The sequence below is a fragment of the Salmonella sp. K21076 genome, from assembly GCF_039650795.1.
GTDB lineage: Bacteria > Pseudomonadota > Gammaproteobacteria > Enterobacterales > Enterobacteriaceae > Salmonella > Salmonella enterica.
In genome coordinates, this window is the sequence record NZ_JBCLYA010000049.1 from 21,743 (window position 1) to 39,069 (window position 17,327).

Genomic DNA, 17,327 nt, shown 5'->3' on the forward strand with positions numbered 1-17,327 from the left:
GGCGTTTAAAATCACTCCGGATGATTTTGTCATGTGGCAATCCCCAGAATCTCGCGACGAAGCGCCTGTACTGCGTCGCTTGACAGTCCCCCCTTACGGGCAATTTTCTCGGCGTTGCTGGCTGCCTGCTGCGCTCTGGCCCGTACTTCAGACTGGAACTTTTTGAGGTTGACGGACGCGCGGGACAGCGTAGCCACATTCTTCGCCACCTTCGACAGCAGGGCCACGCGTTCTTTAGGATCGACTTCGCCTTCTTCCGCCTCCTGCAACTGGACAATACTCTCGAACAGCTCGGTCTGAATAAGGGCTATCACAGCCTCCGAACGCGCATCCTGATCGTCTGCTGCGCCTTCGGTCAGCATGCGGGCCGCTTCTGTTGCCGCACGGATAGCACCATAGCGGCGCTCAATCTTCTGTCCATAGCGATGGATAGCGGATTTGCTGATAACGTACCCCCGCTCACGCAGCAGGGACTCCAGCTCGTTATACCCGCTGAAGCCGGATTCAGTCAGCGCCCGTTCAAGCCAGCGGCGCACGTCTTCCGGCAGCTTTTCTATTGTGCTGCGTCTGGCCATTATTCACTCCAGTACTTTTCCGGGCGGGCAATACCCGGACCACATTCCACGGTGTATTCCACCAGGTCTACGCCGAGGCGGGTCAGGTCAGCAAACCAGTCGCCAGAAGGTTTTTTCTCCAGATCAACCATTTTACGGTCAGCCAGATAATCCAGTTCGCGGCGCAGTTCCAGCGGTGTGGTGTCCGGGTAGATGGCACGGGACACATCCAGCAGCAGCGTCTCGCTGGCGGTGTAAGGGCGGGTCTTGTTCAGGGCAACCAGCAGACTCCAGCGCAGGGATTCGCGGCGTACCCGGGTAATATCGACCATTATTGACCTCCGGTATTGCGGTACTGCTGTACCACTTCCAGTTTGTTATAAAGCGCGTCCAGTTTGGCCTCAATGACTGTCTGGCCACGGATATAATCCTCTCGACGGACATAATTCAGCGGTAAATCCGCTTTAAATCGCATAAATTCTTTTTCCAGCTCGCCCCAGTTGGAGGCGGATTGTTGCAGGGCCTGTTCAAGGGAGGCGAATCGTGCCGCCTGGCGTTCTTCTGTTTTACTGAACAACCATTTGGCGAGCCCTCCCACAAACCCCATGAAGGTGAGCAGAAAACTCACTACCGTCCAGAATTCAACCTGCAGTGTCATTTCTGTAATCCTTCCCGTTCATCCAGTAACGCGTTTATCTGGTTCCGCCAGCGACGACATTGTCCTGCGTTGTCGATGATGTTGGCGAGAACGTCACGCTGGGAGACACCCGAATCGCGTAACCGGGTGTCAGTGGTTTCAGGTTGCCCGGTCGCTGTGCCAGAGCGGGTGCCAGCGGCGGCAACTGAGTCTGAATGACCGGTGTCGACGGATGCATTGTCATATCCGAGTGCGGCGTTGTACTGGCGCACGAAACCGCGAGTAAACACGCACTCAATGGGATGGCTCTTACCTTTTTCATCAATCCAGCGCTGTGTGACATCGTTAATTTGCCCCTGTAGTTGTTTATTCCGGCTCTCCAGTTGAGCAATCTGCTCAAGATAACCGGCTTCAGCCCGCTGCCCGGCGGCCACCTGCTCCTGATACCGTCTGGCCCAGGCCCGCAGCGCAGCATTCTCAAGCGTTGCCTGCTCCGTTTTGTACGCGTCAAATGCTGACTGCAACTGACTGAGCGCGGTATCACCGTCACGCTTTGCAGAGTCATGACCACTTCTGTATCCCATGGCATACAGGCCGACCAGAAAGGCATTGATAAGAATGGCCAGCAGAATGCCGCGCCACGGCAGCTTTTTAACCAGATGCCACACAACTGCAGCCTCCCCATGTGAGATATCGCGGTGCCAGTTCGCGCAGGATGCGCTGCGGATAATGGCGGTTCTCCCGCCAGCTGGCCGCATTGCGTCCGGCATTCACCGTGGCGACATGTCCGAACCAGCGGGTGCTGTCCAGACCTTTCTGTGATGCAAGCCGCCTGTCCCGTTGTACCCAGCCCAGACCACCGTTATAGCCCGACAATGTCATGGCCATACGCTCGCAGTCGTTGGCGGCGCTGACGCGCTGCCACAGCCAGCGGTCATAGCTGACCAGCGCCCGGATAGCCCATGCAGGATTAAACGGCTCACGATTGCTCAGCATCGGTATCAACTGGCTTATCCAGTCGGCAGTGGCAGGCATGAACTGCGCCAGTCCCTGAGCGCCAGCCGGCGAGACCACATCAGGTCGCCAGCCGCTTTCCTGATGCAGTTGCGCGGCGAAATCGGCCACCGGCGCAGACAGTCCCCATTCAAGCCGGGCATTACGGATCACATCATCGCGATACTGCAGCGCAGCCTGCGGAGGCTGCGCTGCGCGGGCCTGACTGAAGAAGCCGCCACACCAGAGCAGCCAGACAATCACCAGGTTGCCAGCAAGCTGCCACCAGAAGCTGTATTTATCGTTACGTGGTTCTCCGTGTCTGATGGCGGTTACGCCCAGACCAAAGGCGAACAGAATAATGAGGGTGATTTGAGGCCAGTTCATGGTCACAGTCCTGTTGCCACAGCCAGACAGACCGCTGCAACAATCAGTGCACGGCGGATTAACGCAGCAGAAAATACAAGGTGAAGGCCGGTCTGCACAGGGAAACGCCCTTCAGCCATCAGTCTGTCGTCATGTTTCAGGTACTGACCGGGACGGGCTTTGGGGAAGAGCGAACGGTCAAGCCAGTAACCCAGCACTGCTGCCAGCGTGATGAGTGCCAGCTTGTAGATCACAACAGGCAACTGCTGTGGCGAGACCAGAGCGATGATGCCCAGCAACAGCACTGAGGTCAGCAGCCAGCCGCTGAGGCGAGGTTTTTTAACAGGGGGAATGAATTTTTTCAGGTTTTTCATGTGTGTCTCCTCGTTTGGTGGAGACAGCATCACAAATGTGGCGGGATACGGATTTTAAACAGCGTTAATAGTGAAGATGTAAACGTGCACTGCATGATGGCTTTGAAAGAACGACCAGCCCGGTACCCGAACACCGGGCTGGCCATCGCCCCACAGGAATGCGCTGTGAGCCGACACGAAACCCCTCTTGGAATTCCATACGACGATACAGAGCTGTCAGCATCTCAAATGAAATCGCCACGATTAAACCTCAGTCATCCACATTTCCCTAAATTCTTCAGGTACATTACGTAGGGTGATAATATTTGTTTCCGGATCATAATCAATATAGCCTTCAGTTTTCCCTTCCCGGTCAAACTTAAGTTCCCAATATTTAGACTTGCCTTTAAAAGATACCAGAGCCCGAATGACTCGACCATCAGGAACGAAGCCATCCGATAACTCCAACTCTTCAGCAGCAAGTTTACCAGATAACTCCTCGGGAGCCTGGGGCCAAATGGCATTAACAAGGGTTTCAAGACTAAGTGGTTCACCAGCCTTACTTAGTGCATGTAAGTGTTCAAACGCACTCTTAAGAAATGCATCTTTTTCAGCGCCGTCAAGTCCTTTCTCTGCCGCAAATGCTTTTAAAACGTCACGTAACTTTTCAGACTCTCGTTTGGCGATTAAGACATCATTACAGCCTAGGAACTGTGTGCGTCCTGCATATTTTGCACAAATATCGTTTATAAGGCGCTGAGAGGCTTCAGTAACTAGACCTTCTTCAGGACTCAATCTCTCAGAAGCGTCTCCATTTGAAAGTGAGTTGGGGCTGGCATACCGGACATCTGTGAGAATGATGCAAGCATCGACAAAATACTTATCCCCGGCGCTGAAACCAAATGTGCCAACGTTGGCACATTTGGGAAAAGCCAAACTTTTCGAATTAATGACAGAAGACGACGAAGAGCTTGCCGAACTGGCCGACGGCGGCACAGTTGCCGGCCTGACGCTTGACGACGTTGATCGCATGTCAGTACGCGAACTTCGCCAGGCCCTGCGCGAAGCGCGCGAAACCAACGCAGCACAACAGCGCGTACTCGCCGATAAAAATGAAAAAATTGATTCTCTCTCTACCAGACTGGAAAAGAAATCCCGTATTCAGCCGCCTGAGCCTGATGAGGAGGTTAAGAAGCTGCGGGCGGAAGTGACAGCATTAGCGGTTGAGGCGGAATCTGCTATCGCCGTTCGACTGTCCAGCGCTTTTGAGACACTGTGCGCATATTGAGCTGAAAACATGATTGATACCCCCAGAGACTTCATGGCAGGCCTGGTCTGTCAACTGGAAAGCACAGCGCGTAGCCTGCGCTCCACATTTGACCTGCCGGACGAGCCAACAGGCAATGCAGCGCCTTCATGGCTGACTGAGCCGACGCCACAGATTAACGGGCTGGAGGCATAACCAATGAATGCTGCCCTGACTGAACGACTGGTTTATGTCGCCCGCGCGGCACGTGACGCGGGGCATGGTAAACGCGGTGCAATATACGACGCTGCCTGTGCTGAACTTGGCATGTCCCGCGCCACTCTGCTGCGCAGGCTGAAGGAGGTCTCTGTGACTGATAAACGCAAAAAACGCGCCGATGCCGGGCGCAGCGCCCTGACCCGCGACGAAGCCGCGCTGATATCTGCCACACTGCGTGAGGCCACCCGCAAGAACGGTAAGCGTCTCTATTCCATCGCGGATGCAGTGGAAACCCTGCGGGCTAACGGCTTTATCTCCGCAGGCAGAACAGATGAAACCACCGGTGAGTTTTTCCCGTTGTCCGAAGATGCCATCAGCCGTGCCCTGCGTAACTATGGCCTGCACCCGGAACAACTGGATGCCCCTGCACCATATACTGAAGTGGCCAGTCTGCATCCCAATCATGTCTGGCAGATTGATGCCTCGCTCTGCACGCTTTACTACCTGAGCAATGGACATAAAGGGCTGCAGGTGATGGACAGCGCGAAGTTCTACAAGAACAAGCCCGCTAACCTTGCCCGTATCGCCAGTGACCGCGTGTGGAGTTACGAGATTACCGACCATGCCAGCGGCTGGATTTACGTTGAGTATGTGACGGGGGCGGAATCCGGTGAGAACCTGTGTTCTGTGCTTATCAACGCCATGCAGGAGCGTGGCGGCGCAGACGTGTTGCACGGTGTGCCGAAAATACTCTATCTCGACCCCGGCTCGGCAAACACCGCGGGTATGACGAAAAACATGTGTCGCTCACTGGGCATTGACCTGATAGCGCACAAGCCGCATAACGCCCGCGCCACCGGACAGGTGGAAAAGGCGCGTGACATTATCGAACGCAAGCTGGAGCCGGGTCTGAAGTTCCGGCCGGTTCACAGTCTGGAAGAACTCAACGCGCTGGCCGCGAAATGGCGCAGCCACTTTAACGCCACGGCTGTTCACAGCCGCCACGGTAAAACCCGCACGGATATCTGGCTGAAGATTACTGCTGAGCAGCTGAAAAAAGCGCCTTCCGTTGAGGTATGTCGTGAACTGGCTGTGGCGGCACCAGAACTCCGCAAAGTCACGCCAAAACTTCGTGTCTCGTTCCGGGGCACTGAATTTGACGTATCAACGGTACCGGGCGTACTGGTCGGTGAAAAACTGATGATTACCCGTAACCCGTGGCGCAGCGATGTGGCACAGGTGGTTCTGACCGGTGAGGACGGCCACGAGACGTTCTTCCTGGTCGAAGAGGTCAGAAAGAACGAGTTTGGCTTTGCTGAAGGCGCGGCGGTATTTGGCGAAAGTTACAAAGCCCTGCCGGAAACCCCGGCGCAGATGGCGGCAAAAGAAACCGAAGCGCTGGTCACCGGTACAGACAACGCCGCAGATGCAGCTGCCGCACGCAAGGCGAAGGCGCTGCCGTTCGGCGGGCGGCTTGACCCGTATAAACATATTGATGACGCCACACTTCCGGCCTGTATACCGAAGCGAGGTCAGGCCTCTGACGTACGCGGACCGCGCACTGAACAGCGTCCCATGACTCATGTGGAGGCCGCGAAAGCCCTGCGCGGGAAGTTCAGCGCCAACGGCCTTACCTGGACGCCGGAACATTACCGCCAGTTAACGGCACAGTATCCGGACGGCGTACCGGAAGCCGCACTGGATGAAGTCATGGCTACGCTGACCACGCCGGCCCGCAGCAGCGTTATCAGCATTGTTAACGGCAACTGAGGAGGGAAACATGCTGGTACTGAAGCAGCAACTGAAAGAGGCCCGTATTCCACAGGCGGTGGTGGCGAGAGCTGTCGATGTTTCTGAGGCCACGCTGGCCCAGATTGTGAATCATAACGCGTGGCCCCGCACCAGCCCCGGAGAAGTGCGCCGGCGTCTTGCGTCCTGGCTGGAAAGTCAGGGGATTGATACAGCGAAGAGTTTTGATGCTGTACAGGGCGCGGCCACGCCCCGTACAGCGGGTACCACAGATAAAACGAGCCTCAGTGAGGAAGAGAATATGTTACTCAAAAAACAGGTGTTATTTCCAGCAACCAAAAAAGCGTTTGGTCTTTTCCGTGACCCGTTCGCCGACGAAGCCATGCAGGGTTCTGATGATGTGTTCACCACACCAGACATTCGCTACGTGCGTGAGGCGTTGTACCAGACAGCCCGTCATGGTGGGTTTATGGCCGTCATCGGTGAGTCCGGTGCGGGTAAATCCACGCTGCGCCGTGACCTGACTGAACGTATCAACCGCGAGAATGCGCCAGTGATTGTTATCGAGCCATACATCATCGCTATGGAAGACAACGATGTGAAAGGGAAAACTCTGAAGGCAGCAGCGATTGCCGAAGCCATTATCAGTACCATCGCACCACTGGAAAGCATCAGACGCAGTCAGGACGCCCGCTTTCGCCAGTTGCATCGCGTCCTGAAAGACAGCAACCAGGCGGGGTTCAGCCACGTTCTGGTGATTGAGGAGGCTCACAGTTTGCCCATTCCGACACTGAAACACCTCAAACGCTTTTTTGAGCTGGAGTCCGGTTTCAAAAAGCTGCTGTCCATCGTGCTGATTGGCCAGCCGGAACTGGCGACAAAACTCTCTGAACGCAACATGGAAGTCCGCGAAGTCGTTCAGCGCTGTGAGGTGGTCGAACTTCTGCCTCTGGACAATCACCTTGAAGAATTTCTGACGTTCAAACTGCAACGGGCCGGTAAACAACTGACGGACATTATGGACGCCAGCGCAGTGGATGCCATACGTACCCGCCTGAGCAATCCGGGAAGTCATCGTAAAAATATGGTCAGCCTGCTGTATCCGCTGGCCGTCAGTAACCTGGTAATAGCCGCCATGAATCTGGCCGCTGAAATCGGGGTTCCACAGGTCAACGCTGACGTTGTCAAAGGGGTTTAATAATGAAATCCACCACAGGTATCAACCAGCAAATCAGTAAAGTGCAGTCAGCCATTATGGCGCTTAAGGCGACGAACACGGATGTACAAAGCATCACCATCAGGGGTAACAAACCTGTCATCCGCGTTTCCAGGAGTGCGCATTGCATGCGCATGCTTGAGCAGGGAAAGGCCTGTTATCTGTATACCGGACATGACCACAGGGGATATTTCCGTCAGGGCGTTTTCGAACTGCACGGCTGTCGCGTCGTGTGGCCGGAATCTTTGTGGTAATCAGCACAACTGGAGAAATCATAAAAAATGGCAAAAAGTACAAAAGGTGCAAAACGTATCAAGGCCGCAGCAGCACTCTGGGTGCCGGGGACACGTGAAGAGGTCATTGAGGGCATCAGACTGCTCGGTGACGCACACCGTGAACTGGTCAGGGCTGAAACAGAAATGAATGACGCCATTGGCGATATCACCGCACGTTATGCCCCGCTCACCGAGAGCCTGAAAAAACGCATGGCCGAACTGCAGTCCGGTATTCAGACATGGTGTGAGGCACACCGTGATGAACTGACCGGCAACGGGAAGGTGAAGTTTGCTAACCTCACCACCGGCGAGGTGCAGTGGCGAAACCGCCCGCCGTCAGTCAGCATTCGCGGAGCGGATAATGTTATTGAACTACTGAGACGTCTGGGGCTTGAGCGCTTTATTCGTGTAAAAGAGGAAATAAATAAAGACGCTATCCTGAATGAAAAAGAGGCCGTGAAAAATATTCCCGGTATTTCCATTAAAAGCGACATTGAGGATTTTTCAATAATTCCTTTTGAGCAGGATGTGCAGTAAACACACCACGTTAATTATTTAATAAAAACATTTTCTTTTTTATTCCGGCGTCAGCGCCGTGGGCTTCTGCACGCTGGAAACAGAGGAGAATTAAATTATGATATTTAAATGTATTCAGTGCGAGAGGGATATAACAGCCCTGCGTTTTCACAGCGCCATCGCCGTGATGTCCGGTAAATACCACATCCCTGCGGTACGCGTCACCCTGGTCTGCCCGTACTGCAGCCAGCATTTTTCGGCAGACGTGCCTGTCATGGAATTCTCCCGCCCTGACAGGGAGGACGCGCAATGATTACCCCACAGGAAGCACGCCAGCGTACCCGCGCCCTTGTTGAACACTATGTCAACGAGTGTGAATGCCGCGACCTCACCGATGTGAAGCACGTCCTGACGGCGCTAATCAGCATGGCCACGCAGGCCATTGTGGCGACCAACGGAAAGGCGGCTGCACTGCAGGTACTGGTGAACACACTCACCCACACGGCAGAGAACGAGGTGCCGTACCGGATGGAAACCACTGCAGAAGGCGGCCTGCACATCACCGTCAGCCGGAAGCACTGAGGGCGCGGCATGACACGGAACACCGAACTCACCCGCACCGCCCTCTACCGTCTGGCCCTGCAGCGTTTCGGGCCGGACGCACAGGCCCTGAAACTGACAGAAGAGGCCGCTGAACTGGCGGCCAGTGCCGCCCGCAACCTGAACGGACAGGGCAGCGAAAGTGACCTCGCGGCAGAGCTGGCAGACGTGGAAATCATGACAGAGCAGCTGCGCCTTCAGGGAATGGACCGGCTGATTGACTTCCACAAACAGAAAAAACTGGAACGCCTTGCCGCACGGCTGGGCGTCACATACACCGGAGAAATCATATGAACCGCACCGAACAGACGCCACAACTGACGCCGGAAGATGCTGCACAGCGTATTCGGGTACTGGAAGACGAAAACGAATACCTGCGCAAGAGATTTGAAGAGGTGGACCTGTACTTCGGGCGCAATCTGGTCGTCATGAAAGCTGCAGTGATTGAGTGGCGGGCCACCGGTGATGCCAGGAACGGCATGGCGTGGATTTACAACACCCTGTGTGGGCCGGGCGAACTGCCGCCGCAAGAGGAGAAAGAGGCACAGGAATACTTCAACAGGGAAACTGAAGTTATCGACAGAAAACTGGCTGCCCTGTACCACTGGTTCAGGAAATACCACAGGACACACGCCGCACCTGACCAGACCACCACAGGAGGTACCAGTGACTGACACCATTATGGAAATTGTGGTATGGGCTTTCCTGCTTACTGGTATAGCCGTGTGCATCTGCGCCGGATTCGCCCTGGTTGCCCTGCTGACCCACGTGGTGACGCAGTGGTTATGGGAAAAGCTTAAAGCAGCATACAGCCTGAAAGAGCTGTCCGACGCTGTTCGGGCATGGGAACAGCAAAAAAATACCGGAGATACTGAACAATGACAGACCAGGATAAGCACATTGAGAAACTGAAAAAGTTGCTGGCGCTGGCAGCATCCGGCAACCCGCATGAGGCTGCTCTGGCACTGCGCCGCGCCCGTAAACTGATGGATGTTCACGGCATCACACATTCCGACATCGCCATGAGTGATATTGATGAAACCATCAGTCACTACTGGCCGACAGGCAGCCTCCGTCCGCCGCGCTACATGCTGGGCCTGATGAACATCATCCGCGAGGCATTTGGTGTTAACTCCATCATTCACCCCGGCACATATCCGGGTGTGGGGTTCTACGGCAACCGGGAACGGGCCGCACTGGCCGCGTACACCTGGGAAGTGCTGGCCCGTCAGCTGAAAAAGGCGCGTCAGCAGTATATCAGTGCACAGAACAAAAGAATAAAAACCGCCACCCGCACCAGCCGTGGAGACCAGTTTGCTGAAGGCTGGGTGCTGGCCGTTATCAGTGAAATACAGTCCTTCGCCCTGACCGATGACGAACGTGAACTGATGCAGCAGTGGCTGGAACATAAATACCCGCAGACGCAAACCACCAGGGCGCGTAAACCGGGAAGAAGTCGCAATGGCGACGCCTCGCGCTATGCGGGGTTTCGAGAAGGGCAGAACGTCAGACTGCACCGACCGGTCAGTGGGCGGGAACAGCAGAAACTGGAGGCCAGATGATTACGTTATCAGGTAACAGCCGGAAATTAAAAGCCTGCCGAATATCTGCCAGATACCTTTTTGCCCGCGCCTTTTTTAAGAACGTCAGGCCGGGGATCACAATTGGTGTTATTGCCGGACGCGAACAGGTTGAAAAATACATGTCAGGTGCATGGTGGAATAAAGACCCTGTCATTGCTGCCCGTAATATTCATATCAGTTGGGGGGATATTCAGAATGACGACTGAATCTGTTGTATGTGCCCTGTTCTGGTATTGTTTTGTCGGTTGGTGTACTGCTGAACTGCACCGCCGTTCAGGGTTTTATTCACGTTACAGTGGTGCCGGTTACTGGATTAGCTGGTCGGTGATGTTCCTGTGCTGGCCTGTGGCACTTCCTTTATATGTCGATTATATCGGTGATGCAGGCAGAAGGAGCAACAATGATGACTAAACAACGTCTTATCCAGCTCATTCATATTGCCCGTAATGAACTGGGTATGGATGAAGACACCTACCGCCAGATGTTACAGGGGCTGACCGGTAAAGCCTCAACCAAAGGAATGGATACCACACAACTAAACTGCGTGCTGGAATCCATGAAAAGGAAAGGCTTTCGCGTTAGGCCTGCAGGAAAAGCCAGCTCCGGTTTACCGCTGGATAACCATCCGCAATCCAGGAAAATCCGTGCGCTATGGCTTGAAATGGCTGCTGCCGGCATTGTTCGTGACCGTTCAGAAAATGCATTAGCGCGGTGGATCAAGCGGGAAACGGGCATCAGCGCCCTGCGCTGGCTCAATACTGAACAGGCAAGCAGTGTTATTGAGAAACTGAAGAAGTGGCAGCGCAGAGCTGCGGGAGTAAAACATGAGCGACCTGAATCAGTTTCGAAGTAAAGGGCCGGAACTCCTGGTGGAACTGGCACAGCATACCTCTGAGACCGTTCGCGAGATTATTGATATTGAGCCCGCAATTGCCGACCAGATTGGTCAGGCCGTCGCGAACCGCATGATGCAGGTCTGGGGCGGGCAAAACGTTTATTTCCCGATGGGCATGGTATGGAAGGTCAGTCAGCGCGACCGGGAAATCTTCAGGGAGTTTAACGGACGTAACCACCATGAACTGGCCCGCAAATTTGGTGTTTCGCTTCAGTGGGTCTACAGCGTGGTTAAGCGGGTAAGAAAAGAAGAACTGGATCGGATGCAGGGCAAGCTATTTGCTGATGAACCCGATGTAGATACGGAGAAAAAAGAGTAATATCTGCAATCAGGCTGGCGCGAGTTCTGTTTTTGTTCGGGCCGGTCTGATTTTCACATACTGTAAGGTTATTGCATATTCCTCCTGGTCTCTTCCCATTTTGACCCAGTTCTTCCCATAAATATCTCACTTATTCCCTGTCATTTATCTCAAGTCTAATCACCTGATGGCGACGCGCGCCTTATTTATAGAGGTCGGCGCTGATGGTGATGTTATTACCGCGCTCCTGCCACTGACGCGTAATATGATAATACTTAGCGCCTTTCTTCGCCGCGCGTTTGGCGACCTGGTAGGAGATTTCTGTCATATTGCCGTAGTTGCCGGTGAACTTAACGCTGTCGAAAGGCACCATCATCGCAGCCGTCGCTTTATTCAGCTCCTCAACTTTTGTGCCATCCGGAAGTGTGACAGTGTAACGCCCGCCTTTGGAGGATTGCGTTTCGAAGAAACGGCCTACTTCGGCGCTCGGCGAGGCTGACGTGGCGACGCCTGGAATTTCGACTTTCTTCGCAGCTTCGCCGCCCTGAGCCAGCGCGGCACGGCCAGCTTCAGAGTCTGCCGGAATAGCGTCCGGGCTCTGGACGATGCGTTTTTTCGCATCTTGTTTATAGATAAATACAGTGATGCGTTGGTTTCCGCCCTGATTCGCATCTATCTGACGAACAATATAGAAAGCGTATGCGCCTTTTTGTTTCGCCGCTTTCGTAATGGCATCGTTAACTTCCGGCTGGCTACGGTAGAAGCCCTGAACGGTGACGGTGTCATACGGTTCTAATTGTACGGCCTGGTCTTTCGGTAATTCCACGATGCCATTAATGACACGATTTTTGGGCGCGTCGGCTTTCGGCGCGTCGGCTTTATACACGTCCGCCACAACACGCCAGTTACCACTGTTGCCGAACTCCGAGGTGTCGACAACATAGAAGGAGGCTGCGCCTTCTTTATCTGCGCGGCGGGACACGGCGGAGACCGCATCGCCAATAGCATTAAAACGACCGGTAATAACGATGCGGTCATAAGGTTTTAGTGCAGCCGCTTGCTCCGGCGTCAGTTCTGTTGCTGCATGGACAGAAAAAGCAGCCGCAGAAAGCAGAGCCGACGCCAGGAGAGTGTTCTTAAGCTTCATAAAAATAATCCTTTGCCTTGCGCAAACCAGGTACTGGTATTGTTATTGACTAGAAACGTGGCTGATTATTGCATTTAAACCATATGGATGTCTGCGGGATTTTTCACGCATCGTGTCATGTATCCTATCTTTGATGATAACATTTACTGATATGTCGAAAAAAACGGCGTCCGGGCGGCTAAGCTAATGAAGCGCATAAATTTAATAAGTTAATTTAATGTTAATTTCTTGATCTCGCCAGGGGTTTAATGATGTTTTGCTGTCAAATTTGAGCGAATTATCAGCCCTCGCAGGCCATTTTCAAGGCATTATGGCTGCTTAGCGGCTGAATCGTTCATGTTTTGTAAATTTGATAAAAAATTCTGTTTTTTGGCGCTAGATCACAGGCGTTATTTTCAGTAGGTTATAGAGAGTTTGTAACGGTTTTATTCTGCTGGGGTAACATTTACCTCAAACGCGGGCAGGCGTACGCTTCTCGCGCTTACTGACAAACCATCATCAAAAATACCGATGGAAGGGAACATTTATGCGAATTGGCATACCAAAAGAGCGGTTACCCAATGAAACCCGTGTCGCTGCGACGCCGAAAACGGTAGAGCAGCTACTGAAGCTGGGGTTTAGCGTCGCTATCGAAAGCGGGGCGGGTCAACTGGCAAGTTTTGACGACAAAGCGTTTGCGCAGGCTGGCGCGGATATTGTAGACGGCAATGCTATCTGGCAATCGGAAATTATTCTCAAGGTTAATGCGCCTGAAGAAGAGGAAATCGCTTTACTGAACCCCGGGACTACGCTGGTCAGTTTTATCTGGCCTGCGCAAAATCCTGGGTTAATGGAGAAACTTGCCGAACGTAAGGTTACGGTGATGGCGATGGACTCCGTGCCGCGTATTTCCCGCGCGCAGTCGCTCGACGCGTTAAGCTCAATGGCGAATATCGCGGGTTATCGCGCCATTGTAGAGGCCGCGCATGAATTTGGGCGCTTCTTTACCGGGCAAATCACTGCCGCCGGGAAAGTGCCGCCGGCGAAGGTGATGGTGATTGGCGCGGGCGTTGCCGGTCTTGCGGCTATCGGCGCGGCAAACAGCCTGGGGGCGATTGTCCGCGCGTTTGACACTCGTCCTGAAGTCAAAGAGCAGGTCCAGAGTATGGGGGCTGAGTTCCTCGAACTGGATTTTAAAGAGGAAGCCGGTAGCGGCGATGGTTACGCCAAAGTGATGTCCGAGGCGTTTATCAAAGCGGAAATGGCGCTCTTTGCCGCCCAGGCCAAAGAAGTCGATATCATTGTTACCACCGCGTTGATTCCGGGCAAACCTGCGCCGAAGCTGATTACCCGCGATATGGTCGATTCTATGAAGGCCGGCAGCGTGATTGTCGACCTGGCCGCGCAGAACGGCGGTAACTGCGAATATACCGTCGCCAATCAGGTTGTGACGACGGACAATGGCGTAAAAGTGATTGGCTACACCGATCTACCGGGGCGTTTGCCGACGCAGTCATCCCAGCTTTATGGCACCAACCTGGTTAACCTGCTGAAGCTGCTGTGCAAAGAGAAAGACGGCAATATTGACGTGGATTTTGACGATGTCGTGATCCGTGGCGTGACGGTGATTCGTGACGGCGACATTACCTGGCCTGCGCCGCCAATCCAGGTTTCCGCGCAGCCACAGGCCGCGCCTAAAGCAGCACCTGCGCCAAAAGAGCCGGAAAAGCCCGCTTCCCCCTGGCGGAAGTATGCGTTAATGGCGCTGGCGATCATTCTTTTTGGCTGGCTGGCCGATGTCGCGCCAAAAGAGTTCCTCGGCCATTTTACCGTGTTTGCGCTCGCCTGCGTGGTTGGTTATTACGTGGTGTGGAACGTGTCTCATGCGCTTCATACGCCATTAATGTCGGTGACCAACGCAATTTCAGGGATTATTGTTGTCGGGGCATTATTGCAAATTGGTCAGGGCGGCTGGGTCAGCTTCCTGAGCTTTATCGCGGTGCTTATCGCCAGCATTAATATTTTCGGTGGCTTCACCGTGACTCAGCGTATGCTGAAAATGTTCCGGAAAAACTAAGGGGTAACACATGTCTGGAGGATTAGTTACAGCTGCATACATTGTTGCCGCGATCCTGTTTATTTTCAGTCTTGCCGGGCTTTCAAAGCATGAAACGTCCCGCCAGGGGAATAACTTCGGTATTGCCGGGATGGCGATCGCGTTGCTGGCGACCATTTTCGGGCCGGATACCGGCAACGTGGCATGGATTCTGGTCGCCATGATTATTGGCGGCGCGATTGGCATCCGCATGGCGAAAAAAGTTGAGATGACCGAGATGCCGGAGCTGGTCGCGATTCTGCACAGTTTCGTGGGCCTGGCGGCGGTACTGGTTGGCTTTAACAGCTATCTGTACCATGACGCCAGTCTGGCGCCGGTGCTGGTGAATATCCATCTGACCGAAGTCTTCCTCGGTATCTTTATTGGCGCAGTCACTTTCACTGGATCGATCGTAGCGTTTGGTAAACTGCGCGGCAAAATCTCTTCTAAGCCGTTGATGTTGCCTAACCGTCACAAAATGAATCTGGCGGCGCTGGTTGTTTCTTTCCTGTTGCTGCTGGTTTTTGTTCGTACCGAAAGCGTGGGTCTACAGGTTCTGGCGCTACTGCTGATGACCATTATCGCGCTGGCGTTTGGTTGGCATCTGGTCGCTTCTATCGGCGGGGCGGACATGCCGGTGGTTGTTTCAATGCTGAACTCCTATTCCGGTTGGGCTGCCGCGGCGGCTGGCTTCATGTTGAGCAACGATTTGCTGATTGTGACCGGCGCGCTGGTCGGTTCGTCAGGCGCGATCCTGTCTTACATTATGTGTAAAGCGATGAACCGCTCTTTCATCAGCGTTATTGCTGGTGGGTTCGGTACTGACGGCTCCTCAACGGGCGACGATCAGGAAGCTGGCGAACATCGCGAAATTACGGCGGAAGAGACCGCTGAGATGCTGAAAAACTCCCACTCCGTCATTATTACGCCGGGGTACGGGATGGCGGTAGCGCAGGCGCAGTATCCGGTGGCGGAAATCACCGAAAAACTGCGTGCGCGCGGTATCAACGTGCGTTTCGGCATTCATCCGGTGGCGGGTCGCCTGCCGGGGCATATGAACGTGCTGTTGGCGGAGGCGAAAGTGCCTTATGACATCGTGCTGGAAATGGACGAAATCAATGATGATTTCGCCGATACCGATACCGTGCTGGTGATTGGCGCGAACGATACGGTGAACCCGGCGGCGCAAGACGATCCCCGCAGCCCGATCGCCGGTATGCCGGTTCTCGAAGTGTGGAAAGCACAGAATGTCGTGGTCTTTAAGCGTTCCATGAATACTGGTTATGCTGGTGTGCAGAACCCGCTGTTCTTTAAAGAGAATACGCAAATGCTGTTTGGCGATGCCAAAGCCAGCGTGGATGCAATTCTGAAAGCGCTTTAATCTTTTAAACGTGCGGCGGCCTCTTTGGAGGCCGTTTTTATACATTTCACCCTATAAGCTGCCTCTTTGTTGGCTGCGCTCAGAAACCCCGGTCACATCGTTATCTATGCTCCCGGGGATTTCTTCCCTTGCCGCCGCGATGCATCTTGAATGATTTTGTGTATATATTGCATTTTATCTTTTGTTTAAATCGCTAAGCAGAACGGCGATACTCTGCCCGCCGGTGGTCTGTTCGAGGGCGATTTTGACAATGATGGTTAACGGAACGGAGAGCAACATGCCCACCGGACCTAATAGCCAGCCCCAGAAAATTAACGACAAAAATACCACTAAGGTTGAAAGGCCTAAACCACGTCCCATGATACGTGGCTCAAGGATATTGCCGAAGACCAGATTAATCAGCAGATAGCCCGCCAGCACCAGCAGCGCATCATAAAACCCGTTAAATACCAGCACCTGAATAATGGGCGGCAGGGCAGCGAGCACCGATCCAATATTAGGGATATAGTTCAGCGCGAAGGCCAGTAGACCCCAGACAAAGGCGAAGCGGACATCCAGAGCGGCCAGCATTCCCCATGCGACCAGTCCCGTCACGATACTGATCGCTGTTTTTAGCACCAGATAATGTGAAACGCTATCAAGCGCGCGTTGAATTGCCGCCATACCTTCTACCGGACGGCTCATCATCTGCTGCAGTTTTTCAGGCAGTTGTGGAACCTCCAGCAGCATGAATACCACGGTCAATAACAATAAAAAGATGGATGACATGGCATTGGACAGTTGGGTGAGCAGGTTCGTTACCAGAGTCATGGCGGCGTTTGGATCGATATATTTCGCCAGCTCATCAACCGACACGCCAATGCCTGCTCGCTGCAACCACGGTTCAATACGTTGCAACGGTATCACCAATGAGGAGCGATACTGCGGTAGGGTACGGGCCAGTTCATTTAATGATGTCCCCAAATAGGCCAGTAGCAGTACCATTAACATAACAATAATCACAATGAGCAATGATACGGCGATAACGCGCGGAATTCGACATCGGGTCATCCGTTGCACAACGGGATTGAGAACGACTGCAATAAATAACGCCAAAATAAAGGGAACAATGATATCTGCGGCGAAGCGGATACCGCTCAGAATAACCACCAGCATTCCCAGCATAATGACGATTTTTAGACCATTGAGCGTGATGATCGGTTTTGCCATATCAGTCCCTGTTTTC

The 17,327-nt window shown here is 53.6% G+C and carries 25 protein-coding genes and 1 pseudogene; 17 read left to right on the top strand and 9 right to left on the bottom strand.

The features are described 5' to 3' along the window. Positions 1-29: 29 nt before the first annotated feature. From AAYN39_RS17895 to AAYN39_RS17925, 7 genes are all read right to left on the bottom strand, one after another. Positions 30-575 (bottom strand): DUF3486 family protein, encoded by a 546-nt coding sequence (locus AAYN39_RS17895; RefSeq protein WP_000124060.1) that lies wholly within the window; start codon positions 573-575, stop codon positions 30-32. Next, on the bottom strand, positions 575-886 hold the full coding sequence (locus AAYN39_RS17900) for a hypothetical protein (protein ID WP_000227700.1): 312 nt from the start codon (positions 884-886) through the stop codon (positions 575-577). Before AAYN39_RS17900 ends, AAYN39_RS17895 begins: the two co-directional genes overlap by 1 nt. Next, positions 886-1,212, bottom strand: coding sequence for a membrane protein (locus AAYN39_RS17905; protein WP_000175097.1), 327 nt, complete (start codon positions 1,210-1,212; stop codon positions 886-888). Before AAYN39_RS17905 ends, AAYN39_RS17900 begins: the two co-directional genes overlap by 1 nt. Further along, complete coding sequence (locus AAYN39_RS17910; RefSeq protein ID WP_000264664.1) at positions 1,209-1,859, bottom strand: lipoprotein; 651 nt, start codon at positions 1,857-1,859, stop codon at positions 1,209-1,211. The genes AAYN39_RS17905 and AAYN39_RS17910 overlap by 4 nt, the downstream gene beginning before the upstream one ends. After that, a complete protein-coding gene (locus tag AAYN39_RS17915) occupies positions 1,843-2,571 on the bottom strand; it encodes a transglycosylase SLT domain-containing protein (protein ID WP_001104436.1) in 729 nt (242 codons plus the stop codon). Before AAYN39_RS17915 ends, AAYN39_RS17910 begins: the two co-directional genes overlap by 17 nt. 2 nt (positions 2,572-2,573) lie before the next feature. Continuing rightward, positions 2,574-2,924 (bottom strand): putative holin, encoded by a 351-nt coding sequence (locus AAYN39_RS17920; protein WP_000793143.1) that lies wholly within the window; start codon positions 2,922-2,924, stop codon positions 2,574-2,576. A 243-nt stretch (positions 2,925-3,167) separates the two neighbouring features. Continuing rightward, positions 3,168-3,698, bottom strand: a complete 531-nt coding sequence (locus tag AAYN39_RS17925) for a nucleoid-associated protein (protein ID WP_000074408.1) — start codon at positions 3,696-3,698, stop codon at positions 3,168-3,170. A gap of 22 nt (positions 3,699-3,720) precedes the next feature. On the opposite strand from AAYN39_RS17925, the pseudogene AAYN39_RS17930 reads away from it, so the two are divergent. The 15 genes and pseudogenes from AAYN39_RS17930 to AAYN39_RS18000 all read left to right on the top strand — a co-directional run. Continuing rightward, positions 3,721-4,365: pseudogene (locus tag AAYN39_RS17930) on the top strand (DUF3102 domain-containing protein); the annotation flags it as partial. A gap of 3 nt (positions 4,366-4,368) precedes the next feature. Then, the gene (locus tag AAYN39_RS17935; protein ID WP_000990529.1) at positions 4,369-6,138 is read left to right on the top strand and encodes a DDE-type integrase/transposase/recombinase; all 1,770 of its coding nucleotides are present in this window, start codon (positions 4,369-4,371) and stop codon (positions 6,136-6,138) included. A 10-nt stretch (positions 6,139-6,148) separates the two neighbouring features. Further along, positions 6,149-7,315 carry an AAA family ATPase gene (locus tag AAYN39_RS17940; protein ID WP_000960673.1) on the top strand — a complete coding sequence of 389 codons (1,167 nt, stop codon included), beginning with the start codon at positions 6,149-6,151 and terminating at the stop codon, positions 7,313-7,315. Positions 7,316-7,317: 2 nt separating this feature from the next. Beyond that, positions 7,318-7,587: a hypothetical protein gene (locus AAYN39_RS17945; protein WP_000843446.1), complete on the top strand. Its 270-nt coding sequence runs from the start codon at positions 7,318-7,320 to the stop codon at positions 7,585-7,587. A 27-nt stretch (positions 7,588-7,614) separates the two neighbouring features. Beyond that, positions 7,615-8,145, top strand: a complete 531-nt coding sequence (locus tag AAYN39_RS17950) for a host-nuclease inhibitor Gam family protein (RefSeq protein WP_001140134.1) — start codon at positions 7,615-7,617, stop codon at positions 8,143-8,145. 97 nt (positions 8,146-8,242) lie between these two features. After that, on the top strand, positions 8,243-8,437 hold the full coding sequence (locus tag AAYN39_RS17955; protein ID WP_000576352.1) for a hypothetical protein: 195 nt from the start codon (positions 8,243-8,245) through the stop codon (positions 8,435-8,437). Next, complete coding sequence (locus tag AAYN39_RS17960) at positions 8,434-8,706, top strand: hypothetical protein (RefSeq protein WP_000632575.1); 273 nt, start codon at positions 8,434-8,436, stop codon at positions 8,704-8,706. Before AAYN39_RS17955 ends, AAYN39_RS17960 begins: the two co-directional genes overlap by 4 nt. A 9-nt stretch (positions 8,707-8,715) precedes the next feature. Next, positions 8,716-9,018, top strand: coding sequence for a hypothetical protein (locus AAYN39_RS17965; RefSeq protein WP_000197790.1), 303 nt, complete (start codon positions 8,716-8,718; stop codon positions 9,016-9,018). Then, positions 9,015-9,398 carry a hypothetical protein gene (locus tag AAYN39_RS17970; RefSeq protein WP_001315283.1) on the top strand — a complete coding sequence of 128 codons (384 nt, stop codon included), beginning with the start codon at positions 9,015-9,017 and terminating at the stop codon, positions 9,396-9,398. Before AAYN39_RS17965 ends, AAYN39_RS17970 begins: the two co-directional genes overlap by 4 nt. Further along, a complete protein-coding gene (locus tag AAYN39_RS17975) occupies positions 9,391-9,606 on the top strand; it encodes a hypothetical protein (protein ID WP_000132655.1) in 216 nt (71 codons plus the stop codon). The genes AAYN39_RS17970 and AAYN39_RS17975 overlap by 8 nt, the downstream gene beginning before the upstream one ends. Continuing rightward, the gene (locus tag AAYN39_RS17980) at positions 9,603-10,286 is read left to right on the top strand and encodes a DUF2786 domain-containing protein (protein WP_000131941.1); all 684 of its coding nucleotides are present in this window, start codon (positions 9,603-9,605) and stop codon (positions 10,284-10,286) included. Before AAYN39_RS17975 ends, AAYN39_RS17980 begins: the two co-directional genes overlap by 4 nt. Then, the gene (locus tag AAYN39_RS17985) at positions 10,283-10,513 is read left to right on the top strand and encodes a hypothetical protein (protein ID WP_000631816.1); all 231 of its coding nucleotides are present in this window, start codon (positions 10,283-10,285) and stop codon (positions 10,511-10,513) included. Before AAYN39_RS17980 ends, AAYN39_RS17985 begins: the two co-directional genes overlap by 4 nt. Then, positions 10,503-10,718, top strand: coding sequence for a hypothetical protein (locus AAYN39_RS17990; protein WP_010989166.1), 216 nt, complete (start codon positions 10,503-10,505; stop codon positions 10,716-10,718). Before AAYN39_RS17985 ends, AAYN39_RS17990 begins: the two co-directional genes overlap by 11 nt. Next, a complete protein-coding gene (locus tag AAYN39_RS17995; protein WP_001315282.1) occupies positions 10,711-11,160 on the top strand; it encodes a regulatory protein GemA in 450 nt (149 codons plus the stop codon). Before AAYN39_RS17990 ends, AAYN39_RS17995 begins: the two co-directional genes overlap by 8 nt. After that, on the top strand, positions 11,132-11,521 hold the full coding sequence (locus AAYN39_RS18000; protein WP_001281695.1) for a Mor transcription activator family protein: 390 nt from the start codon (positions 11,132-11,134) through the stop codon (positions 11,519-11,521). The genes AAYN39_RS17995 and AAYN39_RS18000 overlap by 29 nt, the downstream gene beginning before the upstream one ends. Positions 11,522-11,702: 181 nt before the next feature. On the opposite strand, the gene ydgH is transcribed toward AAYN39_RS18000, so the two are convergent. Continuing rightward, positions 11,703-12,647, bottom strand: coding sequence for a DUF1471 family protein YdgH (gene ydgH, locus AAYN39_RS18005; RefSeq protein ID WP_000769298.1), 945 nt, complete (start codon positions 12,645-12,647; stop codon positions 11,703-11,705). A 526-nt stretch (positions 12,648-13,173) separates the two neighbouring features. On the opposite strand from ydgH, the gene pntA reads away from it, so the two are divergent. Further along, a complete protein-coding gene (gene pntA / locus AAYN39_RS18010; RefSeq protein ID WP_001219360.1) occupies positions 13,174-14,703 on the top strand; it encodes a Re/Si-specific NAD(P)(+) transhydrogenase subunit alpha in 1,530 nt (509 codons plus the stop codon). A gap of 10 nt (positions 14,704-14,713) precedes the next feature. Beyond that, positions 14,714-16,102 (top strand): Re/Si-specific NAD(P)(+) transhydrogenase subunit beta, encoded by a 1,389-nt coding sequence (gene pntB, locus AAYN39_RS18015; RefSeq protein WP_000014056.1) that lies wholly within the window; start codon positions 14,714-14,716, stop codon positions 16,100-16,102. Between the two features lie 174 nt (positions 16,103-16,276). On the opposite strand, the gene AAYN39_RS18020 is transcribed toward pntB, so the two are convergent. After that, positions 16,277-17,311, bottom strand: coding sequence for an AI-2E family transporter (locus AAYN39_RS18020; protein WP_001118268.1), 1,035 nt, complete (start codon positions 17,309-17,311; stop codon positions 16,277-16,279). Positions 17,312-17,327 lie beyond the last annotated feature (16 nt).